Below are 14,084 nucleotides of genomic sequence, written 5' to 3' on the forward strand. Positions count from 1 at the left end.
TCGAAATTCCGGTTCGGGCCGACGTTTACCGCCGGCCCGGGAGAAATCTTACTTGAAGAACTCGCCAGCCTGCTCCGGCGTCACGGTTGCCGTGACGGACCAGTAGCCGGGCTTACCATCGGCAGCCTTGATATTGTCGGCAAGGTTATCGCTGCTGACGAAGGGGATCGGAATATAGATGGCGTTACCATAGGTGCCGCCGAAGATACCGTCCTTGAATTCCTTGCCCTGCAGCTTCAAGACCGCGACGTTGAGCGCGCTGGCCATGACACCCGGAGGATTGACCGAAGCGCCGGAATTGAACTTTTCCTTTTCCCAGCGGGTCATGAAGTCCTTGCGGATTTCGCCTGTTGCGGCAATGTCCTTGGTCTTGCCGGCTGCCTCGATGGCGCGCCATGCACCATCGGCCATGCCATCCTGCACCCACACACCGCTGATATCGGGATAGGTGGCGAGCAGGTTCTGCATGGCCTGCTGGCCCTGCGCCTGATCCCAGCTTGCATTGGCTTCGTTCAGCACCTTGATGTCAGGATATTTCTTGAACACTTCGCGATAACCGGCGACGCGGGCTTCATTTGCCGGGTTGCCGGCGATGCCGTTGATGGCGACCACGCTTCCCTTGCCCTTCAGCGCATCCGCAAGCCATTGTGCGGATTGGGCCGCCCATGCCTTCTGATCGATGCCGACGTAAAGTGCATCCTTCGACGACACTTCGGCGTCGGTGGCGATGACGAGGATGTTGCGTGCCTTGGCCTGTGCGAAGATCGGATCGAAAGCCGTCGGGCTGCCGGGATTGATGAGGATCGCATCAACGCCCTGGTTCATGAAATTGCGGATATGACCGATCTGCCCCTGCACATCGACATTGCCGCTCTGAACGACGACTTCGACCTTGACGCCCTTTTCGCCCCACGCTTTCGCAGCGGCCTGGGCTTCTTCGATCATCTGCGTGCGCCATTCGCTGCCGACGAAGGAATTGGAAAGACCGATCTTGAAGCTCTGCTCCTGCGCGTGCACGGACGTGCCGGCCGCCAGCACCATCGCGGCGGCAGCCATCAAATTTCTAAACATGAAAGTTTGCTCCTCCAAGCACGGTTCTCAACGATGAAACCGTTTACATCGACAAATGTAACCGGTTTCATATTCGAGTCAATCCCGAGAATGATTTTTATCGGGATACGTATGAGGGAATGAAATGCCGAGCGGCAGCTATGGAAAATGCCAATGAAACAGCAAAGATAATCCCTTCGAAAACGGGATATAACGACGCACACGCACCTGCTGCTTGATCGGCTTTTCACTCTCCCCTGTGGACAAGAGGGGAATTCCCGCATCAAATCACCGCTTGAGACTCGTCAGGAGAATGACCATGGAAATATTGCGCGCGGGAACACGGGCATCGGCCAAAGGCCCGGACGGCTGGTTCACCGGTACGGTCCGCATCGATCCGCTCTTCAACCCCTTCGATGCCGAGCGGGTGCAGGGTGCCCAGGTCACCTTTGAACCCGGCGCCCGCACCGCCTGGCACACCCATCCCCTCGGCCAGACCCTGATCGTGGTATCCGGCCTTGGCCGCGCACAGCGTGAGGGCGGCCTGGTGGAGGAGATTCGCCCCGGCGATATCGTCTGGTTCGCACCGGGCGAAAGACACTGGCACGGCGCCGCACCCAACATCGCCATGACCCATATTGCGCTTCAGGAGGTGAAAGACGGCAAGGTGGTGGACTGGATGGAACATGTGACGGATGACCAGTATGGCACTTGATGAAGTAGCTGCAATTGGCTCAGTGCCGTTTCGCCCCGCCCGCTTGCGACAAGTTTTTTAAACCATCATGCCAAAGATCGCGAAGGCCGTATGGCTTGAATCATCCATGCCTGTATAAAACGCTACCATCCTGTTGATAGAAACCCCGGGAGATATCGGATGAATTCAGGGCGTCGTGGCGTTCTCGCACTTCTGGGCGGTCTTGTGCTGGCAAGGCCGTCTCTCAGCGCAGCGTCGAGCAAGCCGGCAGCCGTTGCCGCCTCCCGCTCCAGTTACAAGCCGCGACATATCCTCTGTTTTCTCGGCCCTGAAAATGGGCTGGAGGCTCTCCGGAAGAGCGCCCGCGCCGCGGTCGATGATTTTGCGCCCGATTTCAGCCTCGACGAGGATTATTCGCAGGATGAGCCGGACGACCGGATGGACCGTTCCTTCAATGTCTGCTGGGACCGTGTCGACCCCGACGCCCACCAGTTGGCCGATGAGGAGGCTGTCGCCGGGCACGGCTCGGTTCTTTACGTGCTTGGCCCGTCCATGGACGCCGAAACAGCCGTGAAGACATCCGAAAATGCGCTTAGATTCGTGCAGCATATGCTCGATAACGGCGCCATCGCCGTGAAGGGAGAAAGTGCCGGCGTTGCCCATGGGGCAAGGCGCTGGAAGCAGCTCTTCGAGCAATCGCGCAGCGAAGCTGCTGCCGATGACGGAATGGCGCTTGCCAAAACCTGCCGTCTGGCTTTCGCACGCCGCCCCATAGGCGGTGATGCCGACGGGATGATGAGCGTCGGGTTTCACCTGATTGGATTGCCAGATGTGCAGGTGCACTTTACCAAAAATGGCGATCAGCCGTCCACGAACACAGAACAGCTAAAAATAGCGGCACTGATAGATGATATCGCCGATCAAATGGCGCGTGACGGCGTCGAAGCGGCCGTGAAGGATCGTCGCGCCGCCCTTGCCGATGATACGCGCTATGAGGAAGACGAATATAAATTCAACCCTTTCGGCGTCGTCAGCATTAACGACGTCAAGCTTTGAGGCCCCCGGGCGCAGCTGCCTGTGCAGCAGGCGGGGGGTCACTCTCGCCTGGCACCAGAAGCATGGGCCAGACGCGATGACGAGCCTGATCGGGATAAAAGGGCGCATAGGCCGGCATGGTCGACAATAAGGTCTGGGCCACCGTCACGCCGAGATCATGCAGGGACGTGCGGAAACTGGTGAGGCGCGGCTCGAGAAACTGGCCGCGTGGACCATCGCGGAAGCCGACGACGGCGAGATCTTGCCCCGGTTTCAGGCCAGCTTCCGCAAGACGGCGATAAAGACCGACCGCCATCAGCTCATAGATCAGCACAATCGCCGTTGGCCGGGGCCGCATCTGCAGCCATTCGCTGGCGGCGTGATAACCGCCCTGCTCGCTCGATTTCGCGCGGACGACCAGGGAAGAATCGTAGGGGATGCCATTATTCTCCAGCGCGCGCCTGTATCCCTCCAGAAAAACATAACCGAGATTGATATCGCTGTCGGGCGCAGCCACAGCGATCGAACGATGACCGGCAGCAACAAGGCGGTCGACGGCATTTTTCGCCACCCCCTCGAAATCGAGGTCGATCCAGGCGTGATCATCGCTGGAGGCTGTCCGGCCGAGCGCCACGAAAGGCAAACGGTTCTGCTTGAGGAAATCCACGCGTTTGTCGGTGCGCCGGGTGGCGGAAATGATCATTGCATCCACCATGCGCCGCGCCACCATACGCTTTAAATATTCATCCGGATCCTCTTCCCCCGGGCAGGGCAGAACGATGAGGTCGAGATTATGTCCTGAAAACACGCTTTGCAGGCCATCCGTCACCCCTAAGAAGAAGTTGTCGGAGTTTTCAACGGTCTGCGCGTCGCTGCCGGTCATAAGGCCGATGACATTGGTGGTTCCCTGCCGGAGGCTGCGGCCGGACTGGTTGGCGACGTAACCGAGCTTTTCCGCCGCTTCGAGAACACGGCGACGCGTCTCTTCGTTCACATCGGGCTTGCCGTTCAGGGCACGGGAAACGGTGCCAATAGATATCTGAAGATAATCGGCAAGCTGCCGGATTCCTTTCATGCATTCCCCTCCCAGGCCCGACGCGCAATCAACGCGTCCGTTAACGGTCTTGACATATCTAACACCATCGTCATAGTCTCGTAAACGTTTACGACGCTCTGCGCAAAGAGGAGTTTGCTAGGAGCCCGGGGAGATGAGATGACATTTAATGCCGTTTTATGCGGATGCGGAGCCATGGCCAAAGGCTGGTTGCGCGCCATTCAATCCACGCCGGAGATTTCCGGCGCGATCAGGATCGCCGGTCTGGTGGATCTGAACGAGAACACGGCCCGCGCCCTTGCCGAAGAATTCGCCCTCACCGACGCGGTCATCGGCACTGATCTTCGCGCCGTTCTTGCTGCAACGAAAGCCGACATCCTTTTTGATATCGTCATCCCGCAGGCACGCTTCGCCGTGGTTGAAGCCGGTCTCGATGCCGGGTGCCACGTGCTGAGCGAAAAGCCGCTGGCCGCCTCGATGGAAGAAGCCGCCACGCTGGTGGAGCTGGCAAAAAAAGCCGGCAAGATTCATGCCGTGGTGCAAAACCGGCGGTTTATTGCCGGTATCCGGCGGCTGCGCCGCGCACTGGAAGACGGCGTCATTGGCGACCTGACGGCCATCCACTGCGATTTCTTCCTCGGCCCGCATTTTGGCGGCTTCCGTGAGGAGATGAAGAACGTCCTGCTTCTCGACATGGCGATCCACACCTTCGATGCCGCCCGTTTCGTTGCCAATGAAAAGCCCCTTTCCGTCTTTTGCGTGGAGAAGAACCCGGCCGGCTCCTGGTATGCCCACGGGGCGAGCGCCAACGCCATTTTCGAGTTCTCCAATGATGTCGTCTTCACCTATCGCGGTTCATGGTGCGCCGAAGGCGAGCGGACCAGCTGGGAGGCGCGCTGGCGGCTGATCGGCTCGAAGGGAATGATCATCTGGGACGGCGAAGACAATTTCTCCGCCTCCGTGGCCGGTGACGACCAGGGGCTTTTGCGTGGATTTAAGACCGTAAACGTTTCCGATACCGTTTCCGAGAAGGATACGCGCGGTCATGCCAGCGTCATTCTCTCCTTCCTCGACTCCATCCGCACGGGTGAGATGCCGGAAACGGCCTCCTTCGACAACATCAACAGCCTTGCCATGGTGATCGGCGCGATTGAAAGCGCCCGCCTCGGCCAGCGTGTTTCCATTGCAGCATAAGGACTGAAAGACGTGAGCAATCCGGCAACATCCATCCGCATCGGCACTATGGTCAGCGCCAGCAAAGGCCAGGCGGCCGAACGCATCGGGCAGATCGCCGATCTCGGCTTTGAAAGTTTCGAGCCGTTCTTCTGGCAGACGACCAACGGTCAGGACCTTGCCGATCTGGGCAAGCGCTGCCTTGAGGCTATCGGCGACCGCGACATCACCATCGGCACACTCGGCATGTTCGGCAATCCGCTTGAAGAAACTGAGATCGACCTTGAGACCTTGCAGGGCTGGAAAGACTGCATCGACAATGCCCATCATTTCGGCGCGACCTGCGTTGCGGGGTTCACCGGCCGGCTGCGCGGCAAACCGCTGCCGGAAAGCCTGCCCAGATACAAGGAAATCTGGAGCGAGCTTGCCAAACGCGCCGCCGACAAGGGCGTGAAGATCGCCTTTGAAAACTGCGCCATGGACGGCAACTGGCAGACAGGCGACTGGAACATTGCGCACAATCCCGACGCCTGGGAACTGATGTTCAACGAAACGCCGGATGAGCACATCGGCATCGAATGGGAACCCTGCCACCAGATGGTCTATCTCATCGATCCGCTGCCGCAAATCCGCAAATGGGCGGACAAGATTTTCCACGTGCACGGCAAGGACGCGACCATTCGCTGGGACGTCATTCGCGAACACGGCATTTTCGGCAAGGAAAAATTCGTCTTCATGCGCACGCCGGGCTTCGGCGACAGCAACTGGACGGACATTATTTCCGAACTGCGCCTCGCCGGCTGGTCCGGCTCGATCGACATCGAAGGCTGGCATGACCCCGTCTACCGCGACGCGCTGGAAATGACGGGCCAGGTGCATGGTCTGAACTATCTGAAAAAATGCCGCGGTGGCGATTTCGTCGTCGACCCGACATAACGGAAGCCTTTCGGGAGAAGGTTTCCAGACAATGCAGCGACGATAACCAAAGAGGAGGAGATTATGGGTATCGCGAAATTTATGATGGCCGGTGCGCTTGTTCTGGCAAGCGTATCCGCCGGTGCGATGGCAGCGCATGCGGAAGATGTGACGTTGACCCTCTGGTCGCTGGATCGTGATATCCAGCCGGCGCCGAACCTTATTAAAGAGTTCAACGCACTCAATAACGGCATCAAGATCGAATATCGGCAATTGCAATTCGATGATGTGGTGAGCGAATCCATGCGCGCCTATTCGACTGGCAATGCGCCTGACATCATCGCCATCGACAACCCCAACCACGCGATGTTCGCCTCACGCGGCGCCTTTCTCGACGTGACGGACATGATTGCGAAGTCGGATGTCATCAAGACGGAAAACTACTTTCCGGGTCCGCTGAAATCGGTGACGTGGGACGGCAAATATTTCGGCGTTCCGAAAGCGACGAACACGATTGCGCTTTATTACAACAAGGACCTGTTCAAGGCGGCCGGTCTCGATGCGGCAAAACCGCCGCAGACCTGGGACGAGCTGGTGGATGCGGCCCGCAAGCTCACCAACCCCGCCAAGAATGTCTACGGCATCAGCTTCAGCGCCAAGGCCAACGAGGAAGGCACCTTCCAGTTTCTGCCCTGGGCGCAGATGGCGGGCGCAACCTACAAGAACATCAATACCGATGGCGCGGTGAAGGCGCTTGAGACGTGGAAGACCCTGCTCGATGAGAAGCTGGCTTCGCCGGACACGTTGACGCGCAGCCAGTGGGACTCCACCGCTACCTTCAATGCCGGCAACGCGGCCATGGCGATCTCCGGCCCCTGGGAAATCGACCGCATGCTCAAAGACGCCAAGTTCGATTGGGGTGTGACGCTGCTGCCGGTTCCGACACCGGACGCGCCGCGGTCTTCGGCCATGGGCGACTATAACTGGGCGATCTTCTCCAAGACCAAACATCCCGCCGAAGCCTTCAAGGCGATCGAGTTCTTCGCCTCAAAGGACAAGGACATGTTCAAGAACTTCGGCCAATTGCCGGCGCGTTCCGATATTCCGGTTCCGCCCACCGGAAACGCGCTGAAGGACGAAGCGCTGAAGACCTTCGTCGAGCAGTTGAAATACGCCCAGCCGCGCGGCCCCTCACCCGAATGGCCGAAGATTTCCAAGGCCATCCAGGACGCAATCCAGGGCGCGCTTTCGGGTCAGATGACGCCGAAGGCGGCACTTGATCAGGCCGCGGAAAAGATAAAGCTGGTCGACGGCTGATCCATTTGGGTAGGCGGCCGGGTTCATCCGGCCCCGTCCACGGGTTCCTCCCGGTGGGGCTGCCTGCTGCAACATGCAGCGGCGGCCCCGATCGGAGCTTGTGAGGATGTTTCATGAAAAAACTGTTTTCCAGCGTCAACGACGGTCGCGGGTTCGACATCGTCCTTGTCGCCTTGCCTTTGGGCTTCCTGTTCGTGATGGCGGGGCTGCCGCTCATCTACAACATCGTCATGAGTTTTCAGGAAGTCGACATGTTCAGCCTGGGCACCTTCGTGCGCCCATTCGTCGGCTTCAAGAATTATGTCGATCTGTTCCGGCAGCCTGAAACCCTGCCGATCCTGATGAACACCGTCACCTTCGTCGTCGCCTCCATTGCCGGGCAATTCGCCATCGGCTTCGGCCTGGCGCTGTTCTTCTGGGTGAATTTTCCCGGGGCCACCTGGCTGCGCGGCCTGTTCCTCGTATCCTGGGTCATGCCCGGCCTCGTTGTCGGCGCCATCTGGAACTGGATCCTGTCGGGCGATTTCGGCGTCCTGAATTTCTTCCTGCGGGAAAGCGGCCTGATCTCAGGCAATATCTTCTGGCGTTCGGATGCGAATTTTTCGCTCTGGGCCGTCGTCATTGCCAATATCTGGCTCGGCACTTCCTTCAACATGATCCTGCTTTCGGTGGGCCTCGCCTCCATTCCCGGCGATCTCTACGAGGCGGCAGAACTGGACGGCGCCAGCGCCTGGCAGCGTTTCTACACCATCACTCTGCCGATGATGCGGTCCACCATCGGTGCGATCGTGTCGCTGGGCCTTATCTTCACGCTCCAACAGTTCGACCTTTTCGCCGCCATTACCGATGGCGGGCCGAACAACAGCTCCAACGTGGCGCAATATTGGGCCTGGGATCTTTCCTTCCGGCAATATGATTTCGCCAAGGGCGCGACGATATCCGTCATTATGATCGTTTTCGTCATGCTGGCTTCCATCGTCTATGTGCGCTCGACACGACATGAGGTGCGCGGATGAGCATCACCAACCGCAACCGGCTTATGCTGGCCATCGCCATCATTCTCGCGATCATCTATCTGTTTCCGCTGTACTGGATGTATCTGACCTCGCTTAAAAGCGGTTCGGACATGTTCGCCAGTCCGCCCGCCTTCTGGCCCGGCGACCCGCAATGGCAGACCTATGCCTACGTCTGGGAAAGCCGCAACATGGGGCGTTACCTGTGGAATTCGGTGCTGATCGCCTCCAGCGCGGTGCTGCTGATCACCATTCTCGGTGTTGGCTGCGCCTATGTTTTGGCCCGCTATCGCAATGTCTGGGTGGATATCGGCCTGTTCCTCATCCTCATGCTACAGGTCCTGCCGGCATCGCTGATGATCACGCCGATCTTCGTCGGTTTCTCGCAATTCGGGCTTCTGGATTATCCGCGCCTGTCGGTCATCCTCGCCATCGCGGCCAAAAGCATGCCTTTCTTTGTGGTGCTGGTGCGCGCCACCTTCATGGCCGTGCCGCAGGAACTGGAAGAGGCGGCGCTGGTGGACGGCAATTCGCGGGTCGGCGCCTTCTTCCACATCGTGCTGCCGCTTGCCAGAAACGGCATTCTCGTCAGCGCCATTCTCATCTTCATGCAGGCCTTCGGTGAATTCGTTTATTCGAAATCGATGATCCAGGCGGCGGAATTGCAGCCCGCCAGCGTCGGCCTCAACTCCTTCATGGGCCCCAATACCAGCGAATGGAACAACATCATGGCCTATGCGACCATGTATGTGACGCCCATTCTTGCCCTCTTCATTCTCTTGCAGCGCCGCATCGTTTCCGGCCTGACATCAGGAGCGCTCAAATGACCTTTCAGATCGAACTTTCCGGCGTAAACAAATATTACGGCGCCTTCCATGCTCTGAAAAATATCGACCTTTCCATCAAGAAGGGCACCTTCGTCGCACTTGTCGGTCCTTCCGGCTGCGGCAAGTCCACCCTTTTACGCTCGCTGGCCGGGCTGGAGAGCATATCCGCCGGCGACATGCGGATTGCCGGCACGCTGATGAACGGTGTGCCGCCGCGCAAGCGCGATGTGGCCATGGTGTTCCAGTCCTATGCGCTCTACCCGCATATGACGGTGGAGGAAAACCTTACCTACTCGCTGCGCATGCGTGGCGTCGCCAAGGCGGAAGCCCGTAAGGCAGCGGAAGAAGTTGCCGCGACGACCGGACTTTCCAAGCTGATGAAACGTTATCCGCGCGAACTCTCCGGCGGCCAGCGGCAGCGTGTGGCCATGAGCCGGGCGATCATCCGCAATCCGCAGGCCTTTCTGTTCGATGAACCGCTTTCCAACCTCGATGCGGCGCTGCGTGTTCATATGCGCAAGGAAATCCGCGCACTGCATGATCGCCTGCATGCAACCTCGGTCTACGTCACCCATGACCAGATCGAGGCAATGACCATGGCCGATCATGTCGTCGTCATGCGCGATGGCGTCATCGAACAACAGGGCACGCCGCTCGAACTCTACGACCGCCCGGTCAATCGTTTCGTTGCAGGTTTCATCGGCTCACCGGCCATGAACTTCATTCCGGGCGTGGTCAGCCCGGATGGCGCTTCGCTTCTGTTGCAATTCGGCGAAGGTGAGCCGCAGCAATCGATCAGGGCTCCGGCTCCCTTGCCGCCCGGCAAGCGTATCATCGTTGGTATCAGGCCGGAACATATCCGGCCCGCAACAGCAACAGGTGCGGCGCTGACGTTACCTGTTTCGACCGTGGAAACCACCGGTTCGGCCACTTTCCTTACCCTCGGCGGCACATCGACCGAAGTGGTCATCGCGATACAGGGGCGCAGTGAGGTCAGGAGTGGCGAAGTCGTCGGCCTCGACATCAACCCGACCGACCTGCATTTGTTCGACGAAGAAACCGGAGCCGGTCTCGGAGGCCGGTAAAACGAAACATGGGGCATATTGGAAACGGACAGCCCGTTTGGGGCTCTCCGCGTCCTTCATGAGAGGCGAAAGCTTCAGCGCCCCATGATGATGTCGACGATATTCCGGCGCGCGGTGGCGGAGGTGGCGGTGGCGCGGCCAACCTCGCGGGCGGCGATGGCGGGCGAACCGGTGCCTTCAATATCCACCCACCGACCGGCATGCTCCGTGGATTGACGCTTGAGATAGGTATAGGGCGTTTCGTCCCAGCGAAAAATCTTCGGCTTCATATTGTCGAGAATGAAATCTCCGCGGTCCGTTCTGACCGTTAGGATGGCGTGGCCATCGCCTTTTTCGTCCCGGACGACGGTGATCAGCAGGTCGGAAACCGGGAGGCCGGCATCCATCAGCCGCTTCCGTTTCTCCAGCGCGAGGTCCTCGCAGTCTCCCGCGCCGTTATAGGGATATTCCCAATAATCCTCGTAACCCCACACTTCCATGTCGGTCCGCTGGTCGATCTCGGTATTGACGGCATTGTTGACCGAGACGAGGGTAGCCCAGACATCAGGGGTAAGACTGACCGGCGGCATAGACTTCACCGGCTGGCACTCAGCCGAATGCCGCTGGCAGAAGTCGTAATGTCCGACGGGCTGTGAGGTGATCCTGCCCGTCTGCATCGAAGGAGACGCCTGCGCCGGCGCGGCCAAACCCACGACAGCCAGAATGAAACATGCTTGCAGCGATTTGATGAGATGGGTCATGTTCGTCTCCTGACGACATGAGCTACCCGTGGCGACTTGAGGTCACATGAAACAAAATGCTCGACTTTTAACGACCCCGAAAATTCCCGGCCGGATGCTTGCACAATGAGGTGCGACAGCATTCCGGGCGGCAACAACGGTAAAGTGAGCGGCGGCAACTTGCCACGCGCAGGCGGCCTGCCCTAAGAAGGAGCCCTCACCGCAACACGATCCCCATCATAGAGACCGCCGTATGAGCCTGTTTGCGAAGTCCACCCGCGCGGCCGCCGTCCTTCTGGCGCTGGCCTTCCTGCCTTCTTATGCCGCAGCCCAGCAGATGGTCGTTGTGCCTCCCGGCAACCGCTCGGCCGAACAGCCCGAAATACCGCAGGCCTCGGCCATCAGGACCAAGGCGTTCTCCACGACCTACGAGGAAAAATTCCGCAAGACGGTCGATCTCCTGAACAGCGAACCCGGACTGCTCGGCAAGATCAGGAAGGCAGGCGCGGCCTATGGCATCGACCCAATCCACATCGTTGGCGCCATCGTCGGGGAACATACCTTCAACGTCTCGGCCGTCGATCGCATGCAGACCTATTATATCAAGGCCATCTCCTATGCCGAACTCGATATCAAGTTCAGCTATAACGGCGTGGCCCTCAAGACATTTCTCCAGCGGCCGGAATTCCGCTCCTGCGAGGCCCTTGCTACCACGTCTGAACAGTGGAGCTGCCGCGATACCGTCTGGGACCAGAGCTTCCGTGGCAAGGTGGTGGATGGCACGAGCTATGAGGCAATCTCCTTCCAGCGGGCCTTCTTCCAGCCCTTTTACGCGGGACAGACGTTCGGGCTCGGCCAGATCAGCCCGCTGACGGCGCTGCAGGTCACCGATCTCGTGAACAAAACAAGCGGCCTGCCGAAACTCTCAGCGGACAGGCCGAAGGATATCTACCGCGACGTCATGGATCCCGACCGCAGCATCCTCTATATCGCCGCTATCATCAGGGATTCCATCGACGCCTACAGGGAAAAGGGCTTCGACATTTCCGGCAACCCCGGCATCACCGCCACGCTCTACAATGTCGGCCAGCCAAGACGCCGTGCCGAGCGCCTGCGGACCGCCGTGGATGCCGGCGCAAAAAAACTGCTGCCGGTGGAAAACTATTATGGATGGCTGATCAACGACCGCCTCGACGTCCTGAAAAACATTCTCGACGGCAAGGCCATCGACCGACGCACCACCTCCGATATTGGCGGCCAGAAGCAATAGGGGCTTTTTGATACTGCAAGGCCAGCAATCGTGGAGATTGCATAGCACGGGATCGGCTCGGTAAAAATGCGTATTTTACGCGCCAAGATTGCCAAACCGCACCGTTTTGGCAACGAAAATTCGAAAACCGCTTTTCCAACCGTCGAAAATTTGCTAGTTGGAGCGGCACAAGAATTTACTGATAGTGGGATAAATCCGCCCTATGCCTGACGAAGGCGACAGTACCGACAGTAGTCGACACCGAACGAGGCTGGCTCGCATAACGCGACGCCAGCCTCGAATTTTCTTGTTTTTTTCAAAGCAGCGGCTTTCAGCCTCGGATGGTCGGTCCGGGGCTTTGCGCGTTTGCACCCATTCCCATAAAGGCTCCTGAACATGGAATTCCTCGCAGATCCGAATATATGGATCGGCCTCGTCACCCTTATCGTTCTCGAAGTCGTGCTCGGCATCGACAATCTCGTCTTCATCGCGATCCTTGCCGACAAGCTGCCGCCGCACCAGCGCCAGAAAGCGCGAATGATCGGCCTGTCGCTTGCGCTCATCATGCGCCTGCTGCTGCTGTTTTCGATCTCGTGGATCGTCACGCTGACGCGGCCGCTTTTCACCATTTCGGATTTCTCCTTTTCCGGTCGCGATCTCATCCTCATCCTCGGCGGTGCCTTCCTGCTTGCCAAGGGCACGATGGAACTGCACGAACGGCTGGAGGGTGACCAGAAGCCGAAACAGGGCAAGGTGGTCCATGCAGTCTTCTGGCAGGTCATCGTGCAGATCGTCGTGCTCGACGCCGTCTTCTCGCTCGACAGCGTCATCACCGCCGTTGGCATGGTCAATAATCTCTGGGTGATGATTACCGCCGTCTGCGTGGCCATGGCCGTGATGATGGCGGCATCGCGGCCACTGATGGCCTTCGTGTCGAAACACCCGACCGTGGTCATTCTCTGTCTTGGTTTTCTTCTGATGATCGGCTTCAGCCTGATCGTCGAGGGTTTCGGTTTCCATCTGCCGAAGGGTTATCTTTATGCGGCCATCGGCTTTTCCGTTCTCATCGAGGCGGCAAACCAGATCGGACGGCGCAACCGCGAAAGGCGCATCACCGCCGGCGATATGCGCGAACGCACCTCCGATGCCATTCTGCGGCTTCTGGGTGGCCGGGTCGGCGAACAGCAGTCGCTCGGCGAGACCGCTGACGTTATCGCCGCGCAGGCTGCGCAAGGCGACCTTTTCAAATCCGAGGAAAAGGACATGATACGCGGGGTGCTGACGCTTGCCGAGCGCCCGGTCGTATCGATCATGACACCGCGCACCGAAATCGACTGGCTCGATATTGATGCCGATCACGACACGTTACGAAGCCGGCTGCTGGAACTCGACCATTCCCGGCTGATGCTGGCGCAGGGCAAGCTGGACGCCTTCCTGGGCGTCGCCGCCACCAGGGACCTGCTGCGCGATCTGCTGCATGACGGAAAACTGAACCTCGAGCGTTCGCTGCGCGAGCCTCTCGTCGTTCATGAAAGCGCCACGGCCTTGCAGGTGATGGAACAGCTGCGCACATCGCCGCTGCAGATGGCCGTCATCATCGACGAATACGGCACGCTTCAGGGTATCGCCACGCCGACGGACATTCTGGAGGCGATTGCGGGTGAGTTCCCCGACGAGGGTGAGGAAGCGCAGATTTCCGGGCTTGAGCAAGACGGCTCCTGGTTGATCGACGGCACCGTCGATATCAGACGGGTCTCCTATCTCCTGGATATCGATCTGGTGGACGACGCCGACCGTTACTCAACGATCGCCGGCTACATCCTCTGGCGCCTCAGCCGCCTTCCCGAAATCGGCGAGCGGATTTCCGGCGACGGGTTCGAATTCGAGATCGTTTCCTGCTCGGACAGAAACATCGAAAAAATCCGGGCATGGAATACCAGCCTGGCCACCTGA

13 protein-coding genes are annotated in these 14,084 nt (G+C 58.9%); 10 read left to right on the forward strand and 3 right to left on the reverse strand.

What is annotated here, in order from left to right; genetic code table 11:
• Window positions 1-48 precede the first annotated feature (48 nt).
• Window positions 49-1,071 (reverse strand): substrate-binding domain-containing protein, encoded by a 1,023-nt coding sequence (locus tag GSF67_RS16925; protein ID WP_006315530.1) that lies wholly within the window; start codon window positions 1,069-1,071, stop codon window positions 49-51.
• A 298-nt stretch (window positions 1,072-1,369) separates the two neighbouring features.
• On the opposite strand from GSF67_RS16925, the gene GSF67_RS16930 reads away from it, so the two are divergent.
• Window positions 1,370-1,765, forward strand: a complete 396-nt coding sequence (locus GSF67_RS16930) for a cupin domain-containing protein (RefSeq protein WP_006315528.1) — start codon at window positions 1,370-1,372, stop codon at window positions 1,763-1,765.
• Between the two features lie 159 nt (window positions 1,766-1,924).
• Window positions 1,925-2,800 carry a hypothetical protein gene (locus tag GSF67_RS16935; protein ID WP_006315527.1) on the forward strand — a complete coding sequence of 292 codons (876 nt, stop codon included), beginning with the start codon at window positions 1,925-1,927 and terminating at the stop codon, window positions 2,798-2,800.
• On the opposite strand, the gene GSF67_RS16940 is transcribed toward GSF67_RS16935, so the two are convergent.
• On the reverse strand, window positions 2,790-3,854 hold the full coding sequence (locus tag GSF67_RS16940) for a LacI family DNA-binding transcriptional regulator (RefSeq protein ID WP_006315526.1): 1,065 nt from the start codon (window positions 3,852-3,854) through the stop codon (window positions 2,790-2,792). The two genes, GSF67_RS16935 and GSF67_RS16940, sit on opposite strands and share 11 nt — an antisense overlap.
• Window positions 3,855-3,992: 138 nt before the next feature.
• On the opposite strand from GSF67_RS16940, the gene GSF67_RS16945 reads away from it, so the two are divergent.
• From GSF67_RS16945 to GSF67_RS16970, 6 genes are all read left to right on the forward strand, one after another.
• Entirely contained in the window at window positions 3,993-5,027 is a 1,035-nt protein-coding gene (locus GSF67_RS16945) for a Gfo/Idh/MocA family protein (RefSeq protein WP_006315525.1), read from the forward strand.
• A gap of 12 nt (window positions 5,028-5,039) precedes the next feature.
• Complete coding sequence (locus GSF67_RS16950) at window positions 5,040-5,942, forward strand: sugar phosphate isomerase/epimerase (RefSeq protein ID WP_006315524.1); 903 nt, start codon at window positions 5,040-5,042, stop codon at window positions 5,940-5,942.
• Window positions 5,943-6,005: 63 nt separating this feature from the next.
• Window positions 6,006-7,238 (forward strand): sugar ABC transporter substrate-binding protein, encoded by a 1,233-nt coding sequence (locus GSF67_RS16955; protein ID WP_006315523.1) that lies wholly within the window; start codon window positions 6,006-6,008, stop codon window positions 7,236-7,238.
• Between the two features lie 113 nt (window positions 7,239-7,351).
• On the forward strand, window positions 7,352-8,254 hold the full coding sequence (locus GSF67_RS16960) for a carbohydrate ABC transporter permease (RefSeq protein WP_006315522.1): 903 nt from the start codon (window positions 7,352-7,354) through the stop codon (window positions 8,252-8,254).
• The gene (locus tag GSF67_RS16965; protein WP_006315521.1) at window positions 8,251-9,078 is read left to right on the forward strand and encodes a carbohydrate ABC transporter permease; all 828 of its coding nucleotides are present in this window, start codon (window positions 8,251-8,253) and stop codon (window positions 9,076-9,078) included. The genes GSF67_RS16960 and GSF67_RS16965 overlap by 4 nt, the downstream gene beginning before the upstream one ends.
• Entirely contained in the window at window positions 9,075-10,163 is a 1,089-nt protein-coding gene (locus GSF67_RS16970) for an ABC transporter ATP-binding protein (RefSeq protein ID WP_006315520.1), read from the forward strand. Before GSF67_RS16965 ends, GSF67_RS16970 begins: the two co-directional genes overlap by 4 nt.
• A gap of 74 nt (window positions 10,164-10,237) precedes the next feature.
• Here GSF67_RS16970 and GSF67_RS16975 read toward each other — a convergent pair whose 3' ends face one another.
• Complete coding sequence (locus tag GSF67_RS16975; RefSeq protein WP_006315519.1) at window positions 10,238-10,903, reverse strand: transglutaminase-like cysteine peptidase; 666 nt, start codon at window positions 10,901-10,903, stop codon at window positions 10,238-10,240.
• Between the two features lie 232 nt (window positions 10,904-11,135).
• Here GSF67_RS16975 and GSF67_RS16980 point away from each other — a divergent pair, with 232 nt between their 5' ends.
• Complete coding sequence (locus tag GSF67_RS16980) at window positions 11,136-12,152, forward strand: DUF1402 family protein (RefSeq protein WP_006315518.1); 1,017 nt, start codon at window positions 11,136-11,138, stop codon at window positions 12,150-12,152.
• A gap of 375 nt (window positions 12,153-12,527) precedes the next feature.
• On the forward strand, window positions 12,528-14,084 hold the full coding sequence (locus GSF67_RS16985) for a TerC family protein (protein ID WP_128822080.1): 1,557 nt from the start codon (window positions 12,528-12,530) through the stop codon (window positions 14,082-14,084).

This window comes from Agrobacterium sp. CGMCC 11546, assembly GCF_013365515.1.
GTDB lineage: Bacteria > Pseudomonadota > Alphaproteobacteria > Rhizobiales > Rhizobiaceae > Agrobacterium > Agrobacterium fabrum.